We start from the raw sequence: 21,611 nt of genomic DNA, 5'->3' as shown, positions 1-21,611 counted from the left end.
CGAGCGAGCACTGGCCGGCGCCGGGAGCTGCCCCCGCCGCCTCGCCACGGTCGGCCGGAGGCGGCAGGCTGGTACCGACCATCCCCGAGGGAGAGGACGGCCCCACCATGGTGGCGCGCTACGAGTACAAGGTCGAGGAGCTCCGCGAGGGGCTGGTCGGCGGCAAGATGTCCGGCGGCAAGCTGGAGAAGGTGCTCAACCAGCACGCCCGCGAGGGCTGGCAGCTCAAGGCGATCACCTCCGTCGAGGTGAAGGGCCGCATCGGCCCCGGTGGCGTCGACGGCGTGCTGGTCACCTTCGAGCGCCCGGTGGTGTGACGCTGCACTCTCTGAGCGCCGATCGCCGGCTGGCCGAGCACCGGGACGGCGTGGAGCCGGGAGAGGCGCTGGGCTGGTTCCGCGCCCTCCCGCCGGTCGGCCCCGATCAGATGATCGGCCGCTGGCGGGGGAGCGGGCTGCCCACCGGCTCGCCGCTGGACGGGCTGCTGGAGTCCTACGGCTGGTACGGCAAGGAGTTCGTCGACGCCGAGACCGTGCACCCGCTGCTGTTCGGCACCCGGTCCGGGCCGCGACCGGTGGATCCGGCGCTGATCCCGGTGAGCGTGCTGCGGGACCGGCCCGGCCTGGCGCACTCGCGGGCCGCCCGGCTGGCGTTCAGAACGGTCCGCCCGCTGCTCACCACCACGAAGCCGAAGGCGCGGCTGCGCGCGGTGGAGCACCACGGCATCCTCACCGCGGCGATGGTCTACGACGCGCTGCCGATCATCGACGTCTTCAAGCAGGTGTCCCTGGACGTCCGCCTCGGCCTGATGGACCTGCGTGGCCTGCCCGACCCGTTCTTCTTCGTGCTCAGGCGGGAGAGCTGACGCCGAGCTCGGCGAGCAGCCCGCGGATTCGCCGCTCGATCTCGTCGCGGATCGGCCGGACCGACTCGACGCCCTTGCCGGCCGGGTCGTCCAGCTGCCAGTCGAGGTAGCGCGTCCCGGGAAAGACCGGGCACGCGTCCCTGCAACCCATGGTGATGACGACGTCGGAGGCCTCCACGGCGTCGGCCGTGAGCACCTTCGGCCGCTGGTCGGAGATGTCGATGCCCACCTCGGCCATCGCGTCGACCGCGGCGGGGTTGACCCGTTCGCCGGGCTGCGATCCGGCCGAGCGGACCTCCACGGCGTCGCCGGCCAGGTGTCGCAGCCAGCCGGCGGCCATCTGCGAGCGGCCGGCGTTGTGCACGCAGACGAACAGGACGGACGGGGTCATCGGGTGCTCCGGATCGCGGCGGGGACGCCTGCGTCGCCGGGGAACCAGCGGCGGGCGGCCCACAGCGAGACGTAGACCAGACCGACGAGGACGGGCACCTCGATCAGCGGCCCGACGACGCCGGCCAGGGCCTGCCCGCTGGTGACACCGAAGGTCCCGATGGCGACGGCGATCGCCAGCTCGAAGTTGTTGCCGGCGGCGGTGAACGCCAGCGTCGCCGTCTTGGCGTAGCCGAGACCGAGCCGCATGCCGAGCAGGAAGGAGCTGCCGAACATCAGCGCGAAGTACGCCAGCAGCGGCAGTGCGATCCGGGCGACGTCCCACGGCTGCGAGGTGATGGCCGCACCCTGCAGCGCGAAGAGCATGACGATGGTGAACAGCAGCCCGTAGAGCGCGATGGGGCCGATGCGGGGGAGGAACCGCTGCTCGTACCAGGCGCGGCCGTTGCGGCGCTCGCCCAGCGTGCGGGTGAGGAAACCGGCCAGCAGCGGGATGCCGAGGAACACCAGCACCGAGGCCACGATGGCCCAGACGCTGAACTCCGCCGACGTCGTCGACAGGCCCAGCCAGCCGGGCAGCACCTGCAGGTAGAACCAGCCCAGCGCGGCGAAGGCGGCGATCTGGAACACCGAGTTGATCGCGACCAGGACGGCGGCGGCCTCCCGGTCCCCGCAGGACAGGTCGTTCCAGATCAGCACCATCGCGATGCAGCGGGCCAGGCCCACGATGATCAGGCCGGTGCGGTACTCGGGCAGGTCGGGCAGCAGCAACCAGGCCAGGGCGAACATCAGCGCCGGACCGACCAGCCAGTTGAGCACCAGGCTGGCCGCGAGCAGCTTCCGGTCGCCGGTGACCCGGTCGAGCTCGGAGTACCGCACCTTGGCCAGCACCGGGTACATCATCAGCAGCAGCCCGATGGCGATGGGCAGGCTGATGCCGCCGACCTCGACGGCGCCCAGGGCGTCGTCCAGCCCCGGGACCCAGCGGCCCAGGGCCAGGCCGAGCGCCATGGCGGCGAGGATCCAGACCGGGAGGAACCGGTCGAGGGTGGAGAGCCTCTGCAGGACCGGGGCGTCGGCCGGGACATCGGTGCGCGCGGTCTCCCGGACGGCGTCGCTCATGCCGGCACCGCTGTATCGAAGAGGCTGGCGACCGCGCTGAGCGCGGCGGGCCGGACGGCGTAGTAGACCCACACCCCGCGCTTCTCCCGGTCCAGCAGCCCGGCCGAGTGCAGCACCTTGAGGTGGTGGCTGATCGTGGCCTGCGTCAGGTCGAAGGCGTCGTTGAGGTCGCAGACGCACGCCTCGCCGCTCGGGCTGGAGGCGATCAGGCTGACCAGGCGCAGTCGCACCGGGTCGGCCAGCGCCTTGAGCAGCGGGGCCACCTGCTCGGCCTGCTCGGCGGACATCGCCGTGCCGGACAGCGGCGTGCAGCACGCCAGGCCGGGCTCGCTCATCGTCGTCTCCTCGATCGCGGACATCGCCGTCAATCATAACGACGAACATCGTATTGACAAGCATCTATACGTGGTGGCACGGTCCTAGGACATCGACAACCGTCGATGTCCGCTCTCAGGAGGTTCCCCATGTCCCGTGTCCAGCTCGCGCTGCGCGTCGCCGACCTCGACGCCGCCGTCGACTTCTACTCGCGCCTCTTCGACGCCGTCCCCGCCAAGCGCCGTCCCGGCTACGCCAACTTCGCCATCGCCGAACCGCCGCTGAAGCTCGTCCTGCTCGAGGGCGCGGCCGGCGAGGCGACCCGCATGGACCACCTCGGCGTCGAGGTGCCCTCCACCGACGAGGTCACCGCGGCGACCAACCGGCTCGCGGACGCCGGCCTGGCGACGCGGGTCGAGGACAACACCACCTGTTGCTACGCCGTCCAGGACAAGGTGTGGGTGACCGGCCCCGGCGGTGAGCCGTGGGAGGTCTACACCGTCACCGGGGACGCGCGCCCCGACCTCGAGGGGAAGACCGCGGCGGAGCTCTCCGCCGTGGCGGGTGACGGGACCTGTTGCTGACCGGCCGAGCGTGTGCGCTGGTGTGCAGTTCTGGGCCCAGAACTGCGCATCGGCGCACACCGTCGGCTCTCTGGCATCGTTCCCACGCGTGGATCTCGACGAGACGGCCGGCGAGCTGTACCAGGTCCCGCCCGAGGAGTTCGTCGCCGTCCGCGCCGCCCGACAGGACGAGGCCAAGGCGGTGGGGGACCGGGCGCTGGCCAAGGCGATCGGCGCGCTGCCCAAGCCGTCCACCGCGGCCTGGGTGTGCAACCTGCTCGTGCGCGCCCACCGCGCGGAGATCGATGGCCTGGTCGAGCTGGGAGACCTGCTCCGCGACGCCCAGCAGAACCTGGCCGGCGACGAGCTCAAGGCCTTGAACCGGCAGCGGGCCCAGCTGCTCACCGCGCTCACCCGGCAGGCCGGCGCGCTCGCACGCGTTCGCGGGCACGTGGTGAGCACGACCATCGCCGGGCAGGTGGAGGAGACGCTGCGCGCCGCGATGAGCGACCCCGAGGCGGGGGAGGCGCTGCTCGGCGGCCGGCTCACCTCCGCGATGTCCTACAGCGGGCTGGGCGGGGCCACCGGTCGCCCGGAGCTCCGCCTCGTCCCGCCGGCCGAGCCGGCTGCGAGACCCGCCCGGGCGTCGTCGCAACCCGCGGTCCGGAAGGGGCCGGACCCGGAAGCGGCGGCCGACCGTCGCCGCCGCGAGCAGGAGGAGCGCCGCCGGGCCGCCGAGGAGAGGCGCCGCCGCGAGCTGTCGACGGCCCAGCAGGCGGCCGAGGAGGCGAGGGTGGTGGCGGAGGAGGCGCAGGTCGCCCTCGCGGAGCACCGCCGCGCCACCGAGCAGCTGGCCACCCGCCGGGCGGAGCTGCAGGCACGCGCCGAGGCGCTGGCCGGCCAGCTGGCCGAGGCCGAGCGGGAGGCCGGCGCCGCGGTCGCAGCGCTGAAGCGCGAGGAGCGGCGCCGGACGGCGGCCGAGCGGGAGGCCGCGGATGCGGCCGCGGCCCACGACGCCGCCGTCGCGCGCGTGGCGGAGCTCGCCGCCGGCGACTGACTCAGGCGCAGGACGGGCCGTCCTCCTGCGGACGGGCGATCGGCTCCGTCGGTGGGGTCTCCCGGCCCACCTCGGCGCGGTCCGCGTCCACCGTCCGGCCGAACTCCTGCGCCGCCCACACCGACCCGTCGGACGCGCAGTAGACGCCCACCCCGAGCCGGTTCCAGCCGGGGTTCAGCACGTTGGCCCGGTGACCGTCCGAACGCATCCAGCCCGCGTGGGCGACGCCGGCCGGCACCGGACCGGAGGCGGTGAAGACGTTCTCGCCCAGCCCGGTGAAGCCGGCCAGCTCCTCGCGGCCGAGCACCGCGCGGACGTCCTGGTGCTCCAGCACCCCGCGCTCGGCCATGGCGACGCTCCAGTCGCGGGCGACGCCGGCCAGCGCACCGTTCCACTCGACGGGTTCCAGGCCGCGTGCGCGGCGTTCGTCGTTGACCCGGTCGAAGATGTCCCGCGCGATGCGCTCCTCGATGCCGGCGTCCGTCCCGGGAGGGGACTGCGGGGCCGGCGCGGTCGCCGTGGCCAGCACGCTCGACGAACCGTCCACCACCACGCAGCCGGTCACCGACAGCGCCACGGCGAGCAGGCCCCCGGCGAGCGCGCGGAAGGTCCTGCACCGAACGGCCACGGGCGTGCGGTACCCGCGTCCCGCGCCGGCACTCGGCGCGGACCGGCCGAGCTGCGGGCGCCTCCCCGCCGACCTAGCGTGACGCCATGACGGAGCAGCGTGCACGGATCGCGATCGTCACCGGATCGGAGTCGGGCATCGGGCGGGCCACCGCCGTCGCCCTGGCCGAGCAGGGCTGCGACATCGGCATCACCTGGTACCGCGACCGCGACGCCGGCGAGGCCACCGCCGAGGAGGTGCGGGCCCTCGGCCGGCGCGCCGAGCTCCGCCACCTGGACCTGACCCGCCTCCCCGAGGCCGCGGCCGTCGTCGACGAGCTGGCCGACGCGCTCGGCGGTGTCGACGTCCTGGTCAACGACGCCGGGACCGGGCACCTGACCCCGCTGCTCGACCTGGACTTCGCCACCTGGCGCGAGGTGCTGACCACCGACCTCGACGGGGCGTTCCTCTGCCTGCAGCGCGCGGCCCGGCGCATGGTGGAGGCCGGCATCGGTGGCCGGATCGTGAACATCACCAGCGTGCACGAACACGCGCCCCGCGTCGGCGCCGCCGGATACTGCGCCGCCAAGGGCGGGCTCGGCCTGCTCACCAAGGTCGCCGCCCTCGAGCTGGCCGGGCACGGGATCACGGTCAACTCCGTGGCACCGGGGGAGATCGCCACCCCGATGACCGGGCAGGAGGACGAGGACCCCACCGCATCCGGCCACGAGCGGCCCGGGGTCCCGCTGGGCCGGCCGGGGGACGCCCGCGAGGTCGCCGCCGTCATCGCCTTCCTCGCCTCGCCGGCGGCCGGCTACGTCACCGGCGCGTCGTGGACCGTCGACGGCGGCATGCTGCAGATGGGTCCGATGGCCGGCTCGCACCTGGACGGCGACGACTGGCGCCGCGGATGAGGCCGGCGGTCCGGCCATGACCGACATCGGGGCCACTCTCGGCGCGGAGGAGGAGTTCCACCTCGTCGACCCCGACACGTTCGCTCTGACCCCCAGCCCCGGGCTGGTCGGTGCCGCGCTGCGGCACGAGCTCGGCGAACAGGTGCACCCGGAGATCACCACGACGCAGCTGGAGACGGCGACGGGTGTCTGCCGCACGCTGGCCGAGCTGCGCGCCGAGCTCCAGGCGACCCGGGCGCAGGCGCGGACCGCGGCCGCCGACGCCGGGGTGACGCTGTTGCCGGCATCGACGCACCCGTCCGCCGGCTGGCGGGAGCAGGTCATCACCCCCGGCCCGCGCTACGTGGCGATGGTCGAGCGCTGGGCCGGGCTCGCGCAACGGCAGGACATCTGCGGCTGCCACGTGCACGTGGGCGTCCCCGACCTGGACACGGCGGTCGCCGTCCTGGACCGGGTGCGCCCCTACCTGCCGGTGCTGCTGGCGATGACCGGCAGCTCACCGTTCCACGACGGCGCCGACACCGGCTACGAGAGCTACCGGACGCTGTGGTGGGGGCGCTGGCCGCACACCGGGATGCCCGAGGCGATCGGAACGGCGGACCGCTACCAGGAGGTCGTCGACGGGCTGGTCACCGCGGGCGTCATCGGGGACGCCTCCCACCTCTACTGGGACGTGCGCCCGTCGTCCCACCTGCCCACCCTGGAGTTCCGGCTGGCCGACCTGTGCACCGACCTGGACGACGCCGTCCTGCACGCCGCGCTGGTCCGCTCGCTGGTGCGGGTGCTCGCCGCCCGCGCGCAGCGCGACGAGCCCGTGCCACCGGTCCGCGCCGAACTGCTGCGCGCCGCCCGTTGGCGCGCCGCGCGCGACGGCATCGGTGGCCGGCTGTTCGATCCTGTCGCCGGGGTGCTCGTCGACGCGCGCACCGCCGTCGAGGGGCTGGTGGCCGAGCTCGCCGACGACCTCGCTGACCGGGGCGAGGAGGACGAGGTGCGCCGCCTGGTGCGGCAGCTGTTCGGCCGGGGTACCTCTGCGGCGCGCCAGCGCGCGGTCTGGCAGCGCACCGGTGACCTGCGGGAGGTTGCCGCCGCGATCGTCCGGGAAGGCAGCACCCATGGCTGACTCGATTGCTGCACAGATCCAGGACCTGGCCCGGCCGCTGCGGACGCCGGACGACCTCGACCCGCTGCTCGAGCGGATCGGCGACGCCCGGGTCGTGGCGATCGGGGAGGCCAGCCACGGCACGCACGAGTACTACGCCTGGCGGGCCGCCCTGACCAGGCGGCTGATCGAGGAGCAGGGGTTCACGCTCGTCGCCGTCGAGGGCGACTGGCCCGACTGCTACCGGGTCGACCGCAGCGTGCGGCTGCGCCCCGGCGCCGCCGAGGACCCGCGGGACGCGCTCGACGCCTTCTCCCGGTGGCCCACCTGGATGTGGGCCAACGACGACGTCGTCGAGTTCTGCCGCTGGCTGCGCGACCGCAACGCCGGCCGGCCCGAGGAGGATCGCGTCGGCTTCTACGGCATCGACGTGTACAGCCTCTGGGACTCGATGCACGCACTGCTCGACTGGCTGGCCGAGCACGAGCCCGGGCACGTCGACCAGGCCAAGCGGGCGCTGGCCTGCTTCGAGCCGTTCGGGGAGGACGGCGCCGAGTACGCGTTCGCCAGCCGGTTCGCCCCCACGTCCTGTGAGCAGGCGGCCGTGGACCTGTTGCGCTCGCTGTGCGAGCAGCGGGGCCGCGTGGAGGCCGGGATCGACGCCGACGCGCGGTTCTCCGCCGAGCAGAACGCGGCGGTCGTGGTGGACGCCGAGCGGTACTACCGGGCGATGATCCGCGGCTCGGCCGAGTCGTGGAACGTCCGCGACGAGCACATGGTGGACACCCTCGACCGGCTGCTCGACCGCAGCGACGGCGGGCCCCACCCGCACCGGGCCGTCGTCTGGGAGCACAACACCCACATCGGCGACGCCCGCGCCACCGACATGGCCGGCGCCGGGATGACCAACGTCGGTCAGCTGCTGCGCGAGCGGCACGGCACCGACGACGTCGTCCTCGTCGGGTTCGGCGGGTACCGCGGCGGGGTGATCGCGGGGGCGGAGTGGGGTGCGCAGATGGCCCGCATGCCGGTACCGCCGGCGCGCGCGGGCAGCGTGGAGGCGCGCATCCACGAGGCCGTGGGCCGCGACGCGCTGTTCGTCTTCCCCCGCGGCGAGCGGCCGGAATGGCTGCACCGGCGGCTGGACCACCGGGCGATCGGCGTGGTGTACCGGCCCGAGCGGGAGCGGTGGGGCAACTACGTCCCGACGGTCCTCGGGGAGCGGTACGACGCCTTCCTGCACCTCGAGGACACCACCCCGCTCCAGCCCCTCCACCTCGAGCGCGCCGACGAGCACGTCCCCGCCGGCGCGTACGGGCAGTGACCGTGCGGGGGCACGCCTCGTCCGGCCGTCTCGACAGCCGGCCGACGGCCACGCCCACCGGCGCGGCGTGGCCGCCCGGGGTCCACGAACTCGACCTCGGCGGGGGAGCGGAGGTGCTGCTCGCCGTCCCGCCGGGCGAGCCGGTCCCGCGGCCGCTGCTGGTGTTCTTCCACGGCGCGGGCGGGAATCCGGCGCAGAGCCTGGCTGCGCTGGGGCGCACGGTCACCGACCGGGGGGTGCTGGTGCTGGCGCCGCAGTCCGGTGCGGCGACCTGGGACCTGCTCGCCGGCCGGCTGGGCCGCGACGTCGCCGTCCTCGACGCCGCCCTCGCGCAGGTGGCCGAACGGGTGCCGGTCACCCGCTGTGCGATCGGCGGGTTCTCCGACGGCGCCTCCTACGCGCTGTCCCTGGGCCCGGCCAACGGCGACCTGTTCGACGCCGTCCTCGGGTTCTCCCCGGGGTTCGCCTCCCCGCCGGCCACCGTCGGCCGGCCGCGGCTGTGGATCACGCACGGCATCGACGACCGGGTGCTCCCGGTGGACCGCTGCGGCCGCCGGCTGACCACCGCGTTCGGCGACGCGGGTTACGACGTCAGCTACGACGAGTTCGACGGCGGGCACGTGGTGCGCCCGGAAGGGGTCGCCGACGCTCTCGGGTGGTGGCTCGGGGACGACGGCTGAGCGGACTCAGATCGACCGGGTGTCGCCGCTGCGGTCGGTGTAGGCCTGGTGCACCCGCCCGTCGAGCGCGACGTCGACCTCAGGCCGAATCGCGGTGGGTGACGTCCTCGTTCGCGGGGTCGGTGTCCTTGGGGCCGCCGGTCTTGGAGACCTCCCACCGCGGCCCGAGCTGCTCCAGGGCCAGGCGGCCGTAGACCTGCTGCTGGGTGGCCACCCGCTCGGCGCGGCCACGGCCCAGGAAGCTGACCATCCAGTGCAGCACCGTGGTGATGCGGCTCTTGAAGCCGACGATGTACATGAGGTGCACGACCAGCCACAGGACCCAGGCGAAGAATCCGCTGAACTTCAGCTTGCCGACGTCGGCGACCGCGGAGAACCGGGAGATCGTCGCCATCGATCCCTTGTCGAAGTAGTGGAACGGCGGCTGGGCCGGCGTGCCGGCCACCCGGCGCTCGATCGCCTCAGCCGCGTAGCGGCCGCCCTGGATCGCGACCTGCGCGACACCGGGCAGCTTGCCCAGCGCCATCATGTCGCCGACGACGTGGATCTCGGGGTGCCCGGGCAGCGTGAGGTCCGGCTGCACGGAGATGCGGCCCGCGCGGTCGACCTCGGCGCCGGTCTGCTCACCCAGGATCCGGCCGAGCTCGCTGGCCTGCACCCCGGCCGCCCAGATCTTGGTCGCCGCCTGGATCCGCCGGGTCTGCCCGTCGGCGTCCTTGACGTCGAGGCCGTCGGCGTCGACGTCCGTGACCATCGCCCCGAGCTGCACGTCGACGCCGATCTCGTTGAGCTGGCGGCGGGCGCGGTCCCCGAGCTTCTGGCCGAAGGACGGCAGCACCGCCGGAGCGGCGTCGAGCAGGATGATGCGGGCGCAGGAGGGGTCGATGTTCCGGAAGTCGCGACGCAGCGTGCGGCGGGCGAGCTCGGCGATCTGGCCGGCCATCTCCACACCCGTGGGCCCGGCCCCGACGACCACGAAGGTCATCAGCCGGTCGATCTCGTCGGGGTCGGTGGCGATCTCCGCCAGCTCGAAGGCGCCGAAGATGCGGCCGCGCAGCTCCAGGGCGTCGTCGATGCTCTTCATGCCCGGCGCGAACTCGGCGAACTGGTCGTTGCCGAAGTACGACTGACCGGCACCGGCGGCCACGATCAGCTCGTCGTAGGGATGGACGAGGGTCCGGCCGAGGATCTCGGAGGTGACCGTGCGGGCGGCCACGTCGATCTCGGTGACCTCGCCGAGCGCCACCCGGGCGTTCTTCTGCCGGCGCAGGATCTCGCGGGTAGCCGGGGCGATCTCGCCCTCGGACAGGATGCCGGTGGCCACCTGGTAGAGCAGCGGCTGGAACAGGTGCTGGGCGGTCTTGCTGACCAGGGTGATGGCCACCGGCGCCTTCTTCAGCGCCTGGGCGGCGAACAGGCCCCCGAAGCCCGAGCCGATGATGACGACGCGCGGCCGACCGCCGGGGGAGTCGCTGGTGGCGGGTGCCTGCGCCGGTGATGTCGTCATGATGATCGATCCTTCCACTTCGGCCCGTCCCGCTCGCGCACGGCCACCGTGGCGAAGCAGGGCGCACGCGCTGGTGGCACTGCGTTCGCGGAGTGCCGGCCGGGCCGGTAGACCCGTCGGGGTGCCGCCTTCGGTCTCCGTCGTTCTCGTGCCCGGTCTGGGCCTGGATGAACGTTCCTCACGCAGGTTGCGCGAAGAACTTGCCGCCACCGTCGTCCCGCTCCCCGGCATGGGGCTGGCGGAGCCGGTCCCGGCGGTCGACGAGCTCGCCGCCCGGCTGGTGAGCGCGCTGCCGGCCGGCCCGGTCGTGCTGGTCGGGCACTCGCAGAGCTGCCAGGTCGTCGCCGCGGCCGCCACCGACCCCCGCGTCGCCGGCATCGTGCTGTGCGGCCCGACGACGGATCCGCGGATGCGCCGGTTCCGCGTGCTGGCGTGGCGCTGGCTGCGCACCGCCGTCGCCGAGCCGTGGTGGCAGGTGCCGCTGGTCCTGCGGCAGTGGCTGCACACCGGCCCGCGCGCCATGACGGCGCTGTGGCGCACCGCCTCACCCGACCCCATCCACGCCCGGTTGCACGGGCTGCGGGTGCCGGTGGTCGTCGTGCGGGGCACGCGCGACGCGCTGTGCCCGGCCGACTGGGTGCAGCAGGTGGCGGCGGCCGCCCCGCAGGGCCGCCTGGTCGAGCTGCCGGGAGCGGTGCACATGAGCGTGCAGACCCACCCCCGCGAGGTGGCGGCCGTGGTCCGGTCGCTCTGACGTCGGCGTCGAGGGGCCCGTGAGTGATCGGTTGTCCGTCAACGGCCGTACAGCTGGCCTATTGCCGCTGCCGGCACTCGCCCTGATGGCGGCCTCAGAGACAGGGCGCTGACGGAACGATGTGCGCAAACGGGCAGTTCTCAAGCCTTGGGTTCAAGGAGTCGACGCAACACCTCGATGAGACGGGGTGGTGTCGATGGGAGCAACGGGACATGTACCGCTGCCGCAGGAGGTGCGTCGGCGGTTCTGGCAGCTGATCGCCGCGGGATCCTCGACCGAGGACGCCTCGGCAGCCGTCGGGGTCACCGGCAGCACCGGGCGGCGATGGTTCGTCGAGGCCGGCGGCATACCCCCTGTGCAGCTGGCCGAGCCCAACGGCCGCTATCTGTCCGTCAGTGAGCGTGAGGAGATCGCGCTGGATCGGGCGGCCGGTCTGGGCGTCCGCGAGATCGCCCGGCGGTTGGAGCGCAGCCCCTCGACGATCAGCCGGGAACTCGCTCGCGGCTGTCTGACGCGCCGTCCGGCCGGCCGCTACAAGGCATCGGTCGCCCAGGCCCGCGCCGAGGCCCGGGCGCGCCGGCCCAAGCCGGCCAAGCTGACCCAGCATCCGGTGCTGCGCGACTGGGTGGCCGACAAGCTCGAGCACCTGCAGTGGAGCCCGGAGCAGATCAGTCATCGGCTGCGGCTGGCGTTCCCCGACGATGAGTCCATGCGCATCAGCCACGAGGCGATCTACCAGTCCCTCTACGTGCAAGGCCGGGGTGCGCTGCGCCGTGAGCTGGCCGTCTGCCTGCGCACCGGCCGGGCGCTGCGCAAGCCGCGGCGGCGAGCCGATGGCCGCCGTGAGCGGATCAAGGACAAGGTGATGATCTCCGAGCGGCCCGCCGAGGTCGCCGACCGCGCGGTGCCCGGACACTGGGAGGGCGACCTGATGGTCGGCAAGGACAGCGGCTCGGCGGTCGGCACGCTGGTCGAGCGCACCACCCGGTTCACCATGCTGCTGCATCTGCCAGCCGATCACGGCGCCGAAGCCGTCGCCGCCGCAATCACCGCCAAGATCACCACCATGCCGGTCGCGCTGCGCCGCACGCTGACCTGGGACCAGGGCATCGAGTTGGCCCGGCACGCCGAGATCACCATCGCCGCGGACCTGCCGGTCTACTTCTGCGATCCGCACAGCCCCTGGCAGCGCGGCAGCAACGAGAACACCAACGGCCTGCTGCGCCAGTACCTGCCCAAGGGCACCGACCTGTCCGGGCACAGCGCCGCCGACCTGGACGCCATCGCCGACAAGCTCAACGGCCGCCCTCGCAAGACCCTCGGCTTCCACACTCCGGCCGAGGAACTCGCTCGACTATTGTCTGATGATCAACTAGCCGGTGTTGCGTCGACCAGTTGAATCCGCCAGCCAGAAACTGCCCGTCCGCGCACACTGTTCGGCTGCCGGAAGGTCGTTGCGGCCGTGCGTCCCTCAGTGGGCCGCTATGGGCTGGCTGCCGCCGGAGAGTCGTCTTGGTCGGGCGGCAGAAGCTGCAGTTCCTCAGCGGCCGGTAGCTCTGTTCCGTTGGCCCTGCCGCCGCCGTAGACCTCCAGGCGGGTGCGACTGGCGTTGTCGTGTCCGAGCCCGGGTCATCCCCTGCGTGCCAGGGCAGACGCAGCAGTACCCAGGGCACGGCGACTGTCGCCCACTCACGAAAGCGCCGGGCCGGCTCCAGAACGGAGCCGGCCCGGCGATTCCTCGTCCAGGTGTCAGTAGCCGGCTGCGACGCAGGCCTCGCCCACGCGGGCGTCATCCTCGGTCAGCGCGGCGTCCAGGTACGAGGGGTCCTCGCCGGTGCTGATGGCATCCGCGGTCAGCTGCAGGTTGTCCGACATCAGCTGCACATCCTGGACGAACACCGGGTCCGAGGTGCTGGCGGCCGCACCCTCGAGCGTGGTGCGCACGTCGGTGATGAGCAGCGCGTACTCCTCAGGCGTGGTGACGGTCGCCACGCCCGCGTCGAACTCGCCCAGGGCAGGAGCAATGACCTCGCACGCCGCGAGCACGCCCGAGGGGTCCCCGGCCGGCTCATCGACCGGGGCCGCGGCCTGGGTCTCCGCCGTCGCACCCGTCTTCGCGGCCTCCTGGACCGCCGCGAAGACGAAGAAGAAGGCCAGCAGGGCGAGGAGCGTGAAGACGATCGACAGAATCAGCCCGGCGATGGCCAGACCGCGGCCGCCTTCGCGCCGCTTCTTGATCTGGCTCAGGCCGAGGGCGCTGAACAGGATGCCCAGCGGGCTGAACACGAAGGCGAAGACCAGGCCCAGGATCGCCATCGTGTTGGTGCGCTGGGGAGTGGGCTCGAAGCCGGGGGTGTCGTAGCCGTGGGCCGGCTGTCCCGGCGGGTACTCGGTGGATTGGACCGGACTGGTCGCCGGCTCGTAGGGCGTCTGCTGCGACACGTTGAGATTCCTCCGTGAGAGCGCCGGACCCCGTGGCCGGCGAGGGATGTCGTCGGGAATCTCGGCGACGCCAGCGACGACGCGTCCCGAAACGGACCGATTCACCAGATCCGTCACCCCACCCGTCCCGCCGATGTCATCAGACCCAGTGGCCACCCCTTCGGCGGCGACCCGCGGGGCGGACGACTGACGCCATGGCCCTGAACCGAGCCGACCCGCTCCGGGCGTCACTCCAGCGGCCCCCGCTGGCACGCCATGGACTGGACGAACTGGCGTCCCGGAGTGGGCCGTACACGCTCACCCGTCGCTGCGGGGCGTTCCCGGGGGAACGCGTCGGCGGCCCCACTGCCCCCGAGTGGGCCGCCACGAGCCAGCCGCGTCCGCGAACCAGTAGACGCGAATTCATCGTGCTGCCGTAGTCGACTCCCTCCGACCGACCCTCCTACTGGCCGTCGGTCCGGCCGCGCACCTCCGCGTAGCGCTCCCGCACGGCGGTCGCCGCGGGGGCGTCGAACTCGGCGAGCCCCGGCTGCGACCACTCCGGTGCGGCCTCGGCGCCCGAGAGCACCCAGGCCGCCTGCCGGGCCGCGCCGTCGGCCACGTACTCGCCGGGCGGGGGCACCAGCACCGGCCGGCCGAAGATGCCCGGGGCCAGCTGCTGCACCGCAGGGGAGCGCGCCGCGCCGCCGATCAGCAGCACCCGTTCCACGGTCACGCCCTGGGCGACGACCGCTTCGATGCCGTCGGCCAGCCCGCAGAGCAGCCCCTCCACCGCGGCCCGCGCCCAGTGCGCCGGCGTCGAGGTCCGCAGCGTGAGCCCGTGCACCGAGCCGGTGGCGTGGGGGACGTTCGGCGTCCGCTCGCCCTCGAGGTACGGGACGAGGACCAGCCCGTCCGCACCCGAGGGTGCCGACAGCGCGAGCTCCGACAGCGTCTCGTGGTCCACGCCCAGCAGTGCGGCCGCGGCGTCGAGCACCCGGGCGGCGTTCAGGGTGGCGACCAGGGGGAGGTGGTTGCCGGTGGCGTCGGCGAAGCCGGCGACGGTGCCGGTCACGTCCGCGACCGCGGTCGGGGTCACGGCCGACACCACGCCGGACGTGCCGATGGAGACGACGACGTCACCGGGCCGCGCCGCCAGCCCCAGGGCCGCGGCCGCGTTGTCGCCGGTGCCGGGACCGAGGACGGCGCTGCCGCCGGCGAGCGCGCCGACCCGTTCGGCCGGTCCGGCCACCCGGGGAACGGCGGGCCGACGCCCGCGCATGGCGCGCTCCAGCAGGTCCAGCCGGTACTCACCGGTGCGGGCCGACCAGTAGGCGGTGCCGCTGGCGTCCCCGCGGTCGGTGACCAGCGTGCGGAGGTCGCGGTCGGCGGACAGCCGCCAGGTCAGCCAGTCGTGCGGCAGGCAGACCGCGGCGGTCCGGTCGGCGTTGGCCGGTTCGGCGTCGGCCAGCCAGCGCAGCTTGGAAGCGGTGAACGAGGCGACCGGCACCAGGCCGACGGCGTCGGCCCAGGCCCGGCGGCCCGCGGCCTCGTCGCCGTCGCCGAGCTCGCGGATCAGTTCGGCCGCGGCCGGCGCGGAGCGCACGTCGTTCCACAGCAGCGCGTCGCGGACCACCTCGCCCCGCTCGTCGAGGCACACCATGCCGTGCTGCTGGCCGCCGACGGCGACGGCGGCCACGTCGTCGAGCCCACCGGCGGCCGCGGCCGCTTCACGGAACGCCTCCTCCCAGGCCTGCGGGGCGACCTCGGTTCCCTGGGGGTGCGGTGCGCGCCCGGAGCGGACGAGCTTCCCGGAGCCGGCGTCCCGGACCACCACCTTGCAGGCCTGGGTCGAGGTGTCGATTCCCGCCACGAGGGTCATCGGACCGGGCTCCGGTCCGCTCGGGCGGTTCCGCGGACGAGGCCGGCCGCGGGGAGGAGCGGCATCGAGACGGGGGTCATGGGAAGGGGACCTTAGGCCGCCGGGGCCGGACGCGCCCCGTCGAGGGCCCCCGAGGGAGGGTCGCCCGTCTTGACCGCCGTCGCTGCCACCCCTAATTTGTTGATGCAACCGACGAATCCCGTCGGATCCGCTCCAGGAGGTGGCGATGGGAACCGGACCGTCCCGGTACGACGGGTCCTCGGAGCGGCACATCCCGGCCGACCAGGCCACCGTGCGGCGCACCAATCTCGGGCTGGTGCTGCGCCACCTGCGCGACTCCGGCCCCCGCTCCCGCGCCCGGATCGCCCAGGAGACCGGGTTGAACAAGGCGACGGTCTCCAGCCTCGTGGCGGAGCTGGCCGAACGGCGGCTGGTGAGCACCGGGGACGTCGACCGGGCCGGCTCGGTCGGCCGCCCCGGCCTGACCGTCCACCTGGACGGCGCCTGCGTCTGCGGCATCGGCGTGGAGCTGAACGTCGACTACGCCGCCGCACTGGTCCTCGACCTGCGCGGCCAGGTGCTGTTCGAGCAGCGCCTGGCCCTCGACGTCCCCGCGCTCGGTGCCGAACGCACGCTGGACGCGGTGGCCGGGCTGGTCACCGAGGCCGTCGCGGCGACCGCCGGGCGGGGCGCCCGCCCGGTCGGCCTCACCGTGGCCGTCGCCGGCCTGGTGCGCAGCGTCGACGGCGTCGTGACGCTCGCGCCGAACATCGGTTGGCGGGACGTCGCCGTCCTGGACGGGCTCCGTGCGCGGCTGGACGTCGACTTCCCGATCCGGGTGGAGAACGACGCCAACCTCTCCGCCATCGCCGAGTGGGCCATGGGCTCGGAGGCGCGCACGCCCGACCTCGTCTACCTGACCGGTGAGGTCGGTGTCGGTGGCGGCGTGATCGTGGCCGGACGGCTGCTGCGCGGCGCCGGTGGGCTCTCGGGCGAGGTGGGGCACACCTCCCTCGGCGACCCGGACGCCGTCTGCGGCTGTGGCCGGCGCGGCTGCTGGGAGACCGTCGTCGGGCTGGCCGCCCTCCTGCGGGCCGCCGCCGACCCCGGCGACCCGGTGCACGACCCGGGCCGCGACCTGGAGGCCCGGCTGGCCGAGGTGGCCCGCCGGGCCGGGGACGGCGACCTCCGCACCCTGGCCGCCCTTCAGCAGGTGGGCCGGTCGCTGGGCACCGGCGCCGCCGTCCTGGTCAACCTGTTCAACCCCGGCGTGGTGATCCTCGGCGGCTACTTCGCCGTCCTGGGACCGTTCTTCCTCGAGCCGCTGCAGGCCGAGCTCGAGGCCCGGGTGCTCGGGCCCGGCGTGGCCGGGGCCCGCGTGGCGCTCTCGACCCTCGGCTTCACCGCCGCCGTCCGCGGCGGCGCCCACGTCGCCCTGGAAACGGTCTTCGACGACCCCACGCTGGTCCCCGTACCGGCCGCCCTCGAACCCGCGGGCGCCCGGTGACCGGCGCCCGGCCCGCAGGCAGTGTCCGCAATCGATCCCTCTGGACGGAGATCCCCGCATGACCGACCGATTCACTCCCAGCAAGGACGACAAGTTCAGCTTCGGTCTCTGGACCGTGGGCTGGCAGGGCGTCGACGTCTTCGGCGGCCCGGTCCGCCCGCTGCTGGACCCGGTGGAGGCCGTGCACCGGCTGGCCGAGCTGGGTGCCGCCGCCGTCACCTTCCACGACGACGACCTGGTGCCCGACGACGCCACCCGCGACGCCACGCTGGAGCGCTTCAAGAAGGCGCTGGCCGAGACCGGCGTCGGCGTGGAGATGGCCACGACCAACCTGTTCGGCGCCCCGGTGTTCAGGGACGGCGGCTTCACCGCAAACGACCGCGCCGTCCGCCGGTACGCGATCGCCAAGGTGCTGCGCAACATCGACCTGGCCGCCGAGCTGGGCGCCAAGACCTACGTGCTGTGGGGCGGCCGCGAAGGTGCGGAGTCCGGTGGCACCAAGGACGTCGCCGCCGCGCTCGACCGGTACAAGGAGGCCCTCGACGTCCTGTGCGCCTACGTGCGCGACAAGGGCTACGACATCCGGTTCGCCCTGGAGCCCAAGCCCAACGAGCCGCGCGGTGACATCCTGCTGCCCACGATCGGGCACGCGATCGCCTTCATCGACGAGCTCGAGGAGCCCGACCGCGTCGGCCTCAACCCCGAGGTCGGGCACGAGGAGATGGCCGGGCTCAACTTCGCCCACGGGATCGCCCAGGCGCTGTGGCACGGCAAGCTCTTCCACGTCGACCTCAACGGCCAGCACGGCCCGCGCTTCGACCAGGACCTGCGCTTCGGTGCCGGCAACCTGCGCGGTGCGTTCTGGACCGTCGACACCCTGCTGGGTGCCGGCACCGGCAAGGCCTACGACGGCTACCTGCACTTCGACTACAAGCCGCCGCGGACCGAGGACATGGACGGCGTCTGGGAGACGGCCCGCGCCTGCATGCGCAACTACCTGATCCTCAAGGAGAAGGCGCAGGCGTTCCGCGCCGACCCGGAGGTCGTCGAGGCGCTGGAGGCCGCGCGGGTCGGCGAGCTCGCCGTCCCGACGCTGGCCGAGGGCGAGAGCCTGGACGCGCTGCGCACCGAGGCCCACGACCCGGAGACCCTGGGTGCCCGCGGGCTGCAGTTCGAGCGGCTCGACCAGCTGGCCATGGAGCACCTGCTCGGCGTCCGCTGACCCGTACCGGGGCGGGCCGGGTCACGGCCCGCCCCGCTCCGGTCAGGCCGGCCGCCGCCGGGAGACGACGGCCAGCACCCCGAGGACGACGACGGCGCCCGCCTCGATCCAGAACGTCTCCCACCACAGCGGCGCCGCGGTCGTCTCCACGAACCCGAACAGTCCCACGGTGGTGGACAGCAGCAGGGCTGCGAGGGTGCCCGCCGCGACCAGTGCCCCGAGCGCCGCGGCCCAGGGCAGCAGCCGCCGGGGCGCCGCCAGCAGGAGGACCGCCAGGCCGAACCCGGCGATCCCGTTGAGCAGGAACGCCGGCCCGATCACGTCGATGGTCCGGTAGCCGTCGGCCCACAGGTCCAGGTGCAGCCAGCCCATCGCCGCCAGCAGGACCGCGCCGGCGGCCCGCAGCGCCCAGGTGAGGGCCGGGCGGGACCGTGCCGGCGCCGTCGCGGCGGTCATCAGGTCACCTCGATGGTGATCTCCATGCCCATCGCGCGGTGGGCCCCGACACTGCAGTAGAAGATGTACTCACCCGGCTCGAGATCGACCATCACCGTGCCGGAGTCCCCGGGGCTCAGGATCTCGGTGGCGGCGACGTCCTCGCCGTCGCGCTCGACGACGAGGTCGTGGCTCGCGCCACCGGCGTTGACGACCTCGATCTCGTAGCTGCCGGCGGGCACGCTCTCCTGGTCCACGGAGATGCTGAAGTCCTCCTCCGTGGCGGTGATCGTGCCCACTGCGCTCTCGGCGGCGGACGGCGCGGCCGAGCTCGAGGGTGACGGGGTGGAGGACGACGGGCTCGAGGACGACGGGCTCTGCGCGGACGTCGGCGCGGCATCCGCGGTCTCGGTCTCCGGGCTCCCGCCGCAGGCCGACGCGGCGGCGAGGGTGCCGGCGAGGACGAGCGTCGCGGCGGTCCGGGGCATCCGCCGGGAGTCACCGGATCGGGAACGGGTGGAACGGGACATGCGCACTCCTCGGGTCGGCGGTGCCGTCCGCTCTGCTGCACACGGCGCCCGCTGGTCCCGCAAATTGGTGCTGTCGCGGGACGTCTGGTGTTCGTCAGCGGTGGCCCATCCGGATGGGAGGGGTCGGACCGCACCGTCCTGGTGCACCACTCGACGACGGTGCTGAGCACCTCTGCGTCGACGGGGGAGCGCAGCTCGCGCTCGTAGGCGCTCATCGACGCCGCGCCGGGCTGGCGGCGCAGCGTGTGCGTCAGGTCGGGGACCAGCCGGGTCTCCACCGGACGTCGGCCGTCGCCGCGATCTCCTGCAGGTCCGCCGGCCGCACCTGCAGATCCTTGCTGCCGGTGACGCCCGTGCGGCTGCGTGTGGTGCAGGCGACCGGACGCTGACCACGGGAGCTGCGCGCGCAGCTCTCCGACGTCCCCACCGCCACGCTGTACCGGCAAACCAGCCCGGCGACGGACGCCGCCGAAGGCTGGTCGGCCTGGTGCACCGTCCGGAGAGGGGCCCCGGGGGAGATCAGTCGCTGAGGCGCTTGCGCGCCTTGGCAGCGCGCTTGTTCGCCTTGTCCAGGGTCTTCGCCGCCCTGCGCACCCGGCGCGGCTCGCGGTCGACGGTGCCGCGCACCAGCAGGCCGATGCCGATGCCGAGCAGCCAGCTGTCCTTGGCGATCGCCAGCCCCTGCTCGGTGGGAGCGAGGCTGCCTTCCTTCCGCATGCCCGGGGTCTTCAGGTAGAGGCCCAGCAGCCCGCCGGAGAACGTCGTGAGCGCCGCGCCCGCTACGGCCGTGGGCACGAACGGCGTCAGCAGTGCGGCGCCGATGGCGATCTCCGCCGTCGACAGCGCCTGCGCGAACTGCTTCGGCTCCATCTTCCCGAGGAACGGGTACGTGCCGGCGGCGAAGCCGTGCATGCCGGCGGCGGCCTCCTCGTCGGCGCCGCGCTTGCCGAGGCCGCTGTTGAGGATGAACGCGCCGGCGGAGATGCGGGGGGCGATCTCGGACAGGGTGATGGGCAGGCCCACGGGGACCACCTCTCTGGTCGACGGAGTGCGTGCAGCGCTCGGTCCGCGCAGCTGTCGAGCAGTGCCCCGTGCACCCGCGCCCAACCGTGGGGAGGCGAGGGGTGGTCTCCCCCCATCGGTCCACGTGCCCCGAGGTCGGGCCTCGCGCGTGTCACTATGACGGCGTGGCGTCCACCTCTGCCTCGGCCGGCGTGCTGCTGCGCCACGTGCGCACCGGCCGCGCGCGCAGCCGCGCCGACCTCGTGGCGCTGACCGGCGCATCCCGGAACACGGTGAGTGCGCGGGTGGACCAGCTGATCTCGGCGAACCTCCTGGAGGAGGGCGGCCGGGGCTGGAGCACCGGCGGGCGCCCCCCGACCCTGCTGCGGTTCAACAGCCGGGCAGGATGCGTGCTGGCGGTCGACCTCGGGGTGACCAGCGTCGACGTCGCCGTCACCGATCTGTCCGCCCAGATCCTGGGCACCGTCGGTCATCCCATCGACATCGCCGACGGGCCCGGGCCGGTGCTGGCGGAGGTGGACCGGCTGGCGCAGCAGGTGCTGGCCGAGGTCGGGCTCACCCCTGGCGACGTGTGCGCGGTCGGCGTCGGGGTACCTGGGCCGGTCGAGTTCTCGACCGGCCGGCCCTCGCATCCGCCGATCATGCCGGGCTGGCACGACTACCCGGTGCCCAGCGCCTTCGGGCGCTACGACTGCCCGGTCTACGTCGACAACGACGTGAACGTGATGGCCCTGGGGGAGATGGGCGTCGCCGGATCGGTGCAGGACGTGCTGGTCGTGAAGGTCGGCACCGGCATCGGCTGCGGGATCATCGTCGACGGCCGGGTCTACCGCGGTGCGCAGGGTAGCGCCGGCGACATCGGGCACATCCACGTCGCGCAGCCGGACGGGCGCACCGTCGTCTGCCGGTGCGGGCAGGACAACTGCCTGGAGGCGATCGCGGGCGGGGGAGCGCTGCTCCGGGACGCCGTCGCGGCGGGGCTGCCGGTCGCCACGGTGCGCGAGGTGGTGCGGCTGGCTGCGCAGGGCGACGGGGTCGCGCTCGGGCTGGTCCGGGATGCGGGCCGCACGATCGGCACCGTGCTGGCCTCGCTGGTCAACTTCTTCAATCCGCACCGCATCGTCATGACCGGCGGCGTCGCCCAGGCCGGTGTGCCGCTGCTCGCCGGCATCCGGGAGGCCGTCTACCGGCGGTCCATGCCGCTGGCCGCCCGGGCGCTGGAGGTCACCGTCAGCGAGGCTCCCGACCTGTCCGGACGCGTCGGTGCCGCCCTGATGGCCATCGAGGAATTCCTCGACGAGGACTCCGTCCAGGCCCTGGCGCGATGACATTGCGATCCTCCGGATCGCAGTGTGATGGTCTCGGTTCGGTAACCCCGCCGCACCACCCTT

At 73.8% G+C, this 21,611-nt stretch carries 23 protein-coding genes; 13 read left to right on the top strand and 10 right to left on the bottom strand.

The features are described from left to right. Positions 1 to 107: 107 nt before the first annotated feature. Positions 108 to 317 (top strand): DUF4177 domain-containing protein, encoded by a 210-nt coding sequence (locus tag BLASA_RS16635; RefSeq protein WP_014377377.1) that lies wholly within the window; start codon positions 108 to 110, stop codon positions 315 to 317. After that, positions 314 to 865: a DUF4334 domain-containing protein gene (locus BLASA_RS16630; RefSeq protein WP_014377376.1), complete on the top strand. Its 552-nt coding sequence runs from the start codon at positions 314 to 316 to the stop codon at positions 863 to 865. Before BLASA_RS16635 ends, BLASA_RS16630 begins: the two co-directional genes overlap by 4 nt. On the opposite strand, the gene BLASA_RS16625 is transcribed toward BLASA_RS16630, so the two are convergent. Genes BLASA_RS16625 through BLASA_RS16615 form a run of 3 tightly spaced genes read right to left on the bottom strand, consistent with a single transcriptional unit; the run spans position 849 to position 2,736 of the window. Continuing rightward, positions 849 to 1,256: an arsenate reductase ArsC gene (locus tag BLASA_RS16625; protein WP_014377375.1), complete on the bottom strand. Its 408-nt coding sequence runs from the start codon at positions 1,254 to 1,256 to the stop codon at positions 849 to 851. The genes BLASA_RS16630 and BLASA_RS16625 overlap by 17 nt on opposite strands. Continuing rightward, a complete protein-coding gene (gene arsB, locus BLASA_RS16620; protein ID WP_014377374.1) occupies positions 1,253 to 2,377 on the bottom strand; it encodes an ACR3 family arsenite efflux transporter in 1,125 nt (374 codons plus the stop codon). The genes BLASA_RS16625 and arsB overlap by 4 nt, the downstream gene beginning before the upstream one ends. Further along, positions 2,374 to 2,736, bottom strand: coding sequence for an ArsR/SmtB family transcription factor (locus tag BLASA_RS16615; protein ID WP_014377373.1), 363 nt, complete (start codon positions 2,734 to 2,736; stop codon positions 2,374 to 2,376). The genes arsB and BLASA_RS16615 overlap by 4 nt, the downstream gene beginning before the upstream one ends. 105 nt (positions 2,737 to 2,841) lie before the next feature. On the opposite strand from BLASA_RS16615, the gene BLASA_RS16610 reads away from it, so the two are divergent. Both BLASA_RS16610 and BLASA_RS16605 read left to right on the top strand, forming a co-directional pair. After that, complete coding sequence (locus tag BLASA_RS16610; RefSeq protein WP_014377372.1) at positions 2,842 to 3,276, top strand: ArsI/CadI family heavy metal resistance metalloenzyme; 435 nt, start codon at positions 2,842 to 2,844, stop codon at positions 3,274 to 3,276. An 88-nt stretch (positions 3,277 to 3,364) separates the two neighbouring features. Continuing rightward, positions 3,365 to 4,312 (top strand): hypothetical protein, encoded by a 948-nt coding sequence (locus BLASA_RS16605; protein WP_166486571.1) that lies wholly within the window; start codon positions 3,365 to 3,367, stop codon positions 4,310 to 4,312. A gap of 1 nt (position 4,313) precedes the next feature. On the opposite strand, the gene BLASA_RS16600 is transcribed toward BLASA_RS16605, so the two are convergent. Beyond that, positions 4,314 to 4,940, bottom strand: coding sequence for a CAP domain-containing protein (locus BLASA_RS16600; RefSeq protein WP_014377370.1), 627 nt, complete (start codon positions 4,938 to 4,940; stop codon positions 4,314 to 4,316). Positions 4,941 to 5,026: 86 nt separating this feature from the next. Here BLASA_RS16600 and BLASA_RS16595 point away from each other — a divergent pair, with 86 nt between their 5' ends. Genes BLASA_RS16595 through BLASA_RS16580 form a run of 4 tightly spaced genes read left to right on the top strand, consistent with a single transcriptional unit; the run spans position 5,027 to position 8,939 of the window. Next, positions 5,027 to 5,833 carry an SDR family oxidoreductase gene (locus BLASA_RS16595; RefSeq protein ID WP_014377369.1) on the top strand — a complete coding sequence of 269 codons (807 nt, stop codon included), beginning with the start codon at positions 5,027 to 5,029 and terminating at the stop codon, positions 5,831 to 5,833. Between the two features lie 16 nt (positions 5,834 to 5,849). Then, entirely contained in the window at positions 5,850 to 6,956 is a 1,107-nt protein-coding gene (locus tag BLASA_RS16590; protein WP_014377368.1) for a carboxylate-amine ligase, read from the top strand. Next, positions 6,949 to 8,259, top strand: a complete 1,311-nt coding sequence (locus tag BLASA_RS16585; RefSeq protein WP_014377367.1) for an erythromycin esterase family protein — start codon at positions 6,949 to 6,951, stop codon at positions 8,257 to 8,259. The genes BLASA_RS16590 and BLASA_RS16585 overlap by 8 nt, the downstream gene beginning before the upstream one ends. Next, entirely contained in the window at positions 8,256 to 8,939 is a 684-nt protein-coding gene (locus BLASA_RS16580) for an alpha/beta hydrolase (protein WP_014377366.1), read from the top strand. Before BLASA_RS16585 ends, BLASA_RS16580 begins: the two co-directional genes overlap by 4 nt. Positions 8,940 to 9,018: 79 nt before the next feature. Here BLASA_RS16580 and BLASA_RS16575 read toward each other — a convergent pair whose 3' ends face one another. Further along, positions 9,019 to 10,446, bottom strand: a complete 1,428-nt coding sequence (locus BLASA_RS16575) for an NAD(P)/FAD-dependent oxidoreductase (protein WP_014377365.1) — start codon at positions 10,444 to 10,446, stop codon at positions 9,019 to 9,021. On the opposite strand from BLASA_RS16575, the gene BLASA_RS24360 reads away from it, so the two are divergent. Together BLASA_RS24360 and BLASA_RS16565 are read left to right on the top strand one after the other, a co-directional pair. Further along, positions 10,376 to 11,200, top strand: coding sequence for an alpha/beta fold hydrolase (locus BLASA_RS24360; RefSeq protein WP_083878181.1), 825 nt, complete (start codon positions 10,376 to 10,378; stop codon positions 11,198 to 11,200). The genes BLASA_RS16575 and BLASA_RS24360 overlap by 71 nt on opposite strands. Before the next feature lie 196 nt (positions 11,201 to 11,396). Next, complete coding sequence (locus BLASA_RS16565) at positions 11,397 to 12,599, top strand: IS30 family transposase (RefSeq protein ID WP_014376903.1); 1,203 nt, start codon at positions 11,397 to 11,399, stop codon at positions 12,597 to 12,599. A gap of 350 nt (positions 12,600 to 12,949) precedes the next feature. Here the strand turns inward: BLASA_RS16565 and BLASA_RS23620 are convergent, their stop codons facing one another. Together BLASA_RS23620 and BLASA_RS16555 are read right to left on the bottom strand one after the other, a co-directional pair. Further along, the gene (locus BLASA_RS23620) at positions 12,950 to 13,642 is read right to left on the bottom strand and encodes a DUF4190 domain-containing protein (RefSeq protein WP_014377364.1); all 693 of its coding nucleotides are present in this window, start codon (positions 13,640 to 13,642) and stop codon (positions 12,950 to 12,952) included. Between the two features lie 442 nt (positions 13,643 to 14,084). Then, on the bottom strand, positions 14,085 to 15,503 hold the full coding sequence (locus tag BLASA_RS16555; RefSeq protein WP_014377363.1) for a xylulokinase: 1,419 nt from the start codon (positions 15,501 to 15,503) through the stop codon (positions 14,085 to 14,087). A gap of 226 nt (positions 15,504 to 15,729) precedes the next feature. Here BLASA_RS16555 and BLASA_RS16550 point away from each other — a divergent pair, with 226 nt between their 5' ends. Next, positions 15,730 to 17,010 carry an ROK family transcriptional regulator gene (locus tag BLASA_RS16550; RefSeq protein WP_014377362.1) on the top strand — a complete coding sequence of 427 codons (1,281 nt, stop codon included), beginning with the start codon at positions 15,730 to 15,732 and terminating at the stop codon, positions 17,008 to 17,010. A gap of 58 nt (positions 17,011 to 17,068) precedes the next feature. Then, entirely contained in the window at positions 17,069 to 18,232 is a 1,164-nt protein-coding gene (xylA, locus tag BLASA_RS16545) for a xylose isomerase (protein ID WP_014377361.1), read from the top strand. Positions 18,233 to 18,274: 42 nt separating this feature from the next. Here xylA and BLASA_RS16540 read toward each other — a convergent pair whose 3' ends face one another. The 3 genes from BLASA_RS16540 to BLASA_RS16525 all read right to left on the bottom strand — a co-directional run bounded on the left by BLASA_RS16540 (position 18,275) and on the right by BLASA_RS16525 (position 20,220). Next, positions 18,275 to 18,688, bottom strand: coding sequence for a hypothetical protein (locus BLASA_RS16540; protein ID WP_014377360.1), 414 nt, complete (start codon positions 18,686 to 18,688; stop codon positions 18,275 to 18,277). Then, positions 18,688 to 19,197, bottom strand: a complete 510-nt coding sequence (locus BLASA_RS16535) for a cupredoxin domain-containing protein (protein ID WP_014377359.1) — start codon at positions 19,195 to 19,197, stop codon at positions 18,688 to 18,690. The genes BLASA_RS16540 and BLASA_RS16535 overlap by 1 nt, the downstream gene beginning before the upstream one ends. Positions 19,198 to 19,716: 519 nt before the next feature. Then, positions 19,717 to 20,220 (bottom strand): hypothetical protein, encoded by a 504-nt coding sequence (locus BLASA_RS16525; protein WP_014377357.1) that lies wholly within the window; start codon positions 20,218 to 20,220, stop codon positions 19,717 to 19,719. 164 nt (positions 20,221 to 20,384) lie between these two features. Between BLASA_RS16525 and BLASA_RS16520 the strand changes: the two genes are divergently transcribed. Next, positions 20,385 to 21,548, top strand: coding sequence for an ROK family protein (locus BLASA_RS16520; protein ID WP_014377356.1), 1,164 nt, complete (start codon positions 20,385 to 20,387; stop codon positions 21,546 to 21,548). The last annotated feature ends 63 nt before the right edge of the window (positions 21,549 to 21,611 follow it).

Origin of the sequence: Blastococcus saxobsidens DD2 (assembly GCF_000284015.1) — a bacterium.
Taxonomy (GTDB): Bacteria; Actinomycetota; Actinomycetes; order Mycobacteriales; family Geodermatophilaceae; genus Blastococcus; species Blastococcus saxobsidens_A.
The sequence above is the reverse complement of the archived record's forward strand: the minus strand, read 5'-3'. Positions and strand labels throughout refer to the sequence as shown.

Excerpts from the sequence above, each read along its gene's own strand:
- BLASA_RS16635 (WP_014377377.1), top strand. The coding sequence starts at position 108 with ATGGTGGCGCGCTACGAGTACAAGGTCGAGGAGCTCCGCGAGGGGCTG.
- BLASA_RS16625 (WP_014377375.1), bottom strand. The coding sequence starts at position 1,256 with ATGACCCCGTCCGTCCTGTTCGTCTGCGTGCACAACGCCGGCCGCTCG.
- arsB (WP_014377374.1), bottom strand. The coding sequence starts at position 2,377 with ATGAGCGACGCCGTCCGGGAGACCGCGCGCACCGATGTCCCGGCCGAC.
- BLASA_RS16615 (WP_014377373.1), bottom strand. The coding sequence starts at position 2,736 with ATGTCCGCGATCGAGGAGACGACGATGAGCGAGCCCGGCCTGGCGTGC.
- BLASA_RS16610 (WP_014377372.1), top strand. The coding sequence starts at position 2,842 with ATGTCCCGTGTCCAGCTCGCGCTGCGCGTCGCCGACCTCGACGCCGCC.
- BLASA_RS16595 (WP_014377369.1), top strand. The coding sequence starts at position 5,027 with ATGACGGAGCAGCGTGCACGGATCGCGATCGTCACCGGATCGGAGTCG.
- BLASA_RS16590 (WP_014377368.1), top strand. The coding sequence starts at position 5,850 with ATGACCGACATCGGGGCCACTCTCGGCGCGGAGGAGGAGTTCCACCTC.
- BLASA_RS16585 (WP_014377367.1), top strand. The coding sequence starts at position 6,949 with ATGGCTGACTCGATTGCTGCACAGATCCAGGACCTGGCCCGGCCGCTG.
- BLASA_RS24360 (WP_083878181.1), top strand. The coding sequence starts at position 10,376 with ATGATGACGACGCGCGGCCGACCGCCGGGGGAGTCGCTGGTGGCGGGT.
- BLASA_RS16575 (WP_014377365.1), bottom strand. The coding sequence starts at position 10,446 with ATGACGACATCACCGGCGCAGGCACCCGCCACCAGCGACTCCCCCGGC.
- BLASA_RS16565 (WP_014376903.1), top strand. The coding sequence starts at position 11,397 with ATGGGAGCAACGGGACATGTACCGCTGCCGCAGGAGGTGCGTCGGCGG.
- BLASA_RS16555 (WP_014377363.1), bottom strand. The coding sequence starts at position 15,503 with ATGACCCTCGTGGCGGGAATCGACACCTCGACCCAGGCCTGCAAGGTG.
- BLASA_RS16550 (WP_014377362.1), top strand. The coding sequence starts at position 15,730 with ATGGGAACCGGACCGTCCCGGTACGACGGGTCCTCGGAGCGGCACATC.
- xylA (WP_014377361.1), top strand. The coding sequence starts at position 17,069 with ATGACCGACCGATTCACTCCCAGCAAGGACGACAAGTTCAGCTTCGGT.
- BLASA_RS16540 (WP_014377360.1), bottom strand. The coding sequence starts at position 18,688 with ATGACCGCCGCGACGGCGCCGGCACGGTCCCGCCCGGCCCTCACCTGG.
- BLASA_RS16535 (WP_014377359.1), bottom strand. The coding sequence starts at position 19,197 with ATGTCCCGTTCCACCCGTTCCCGATCCGGTGACTCCCGGCGGATGCCC.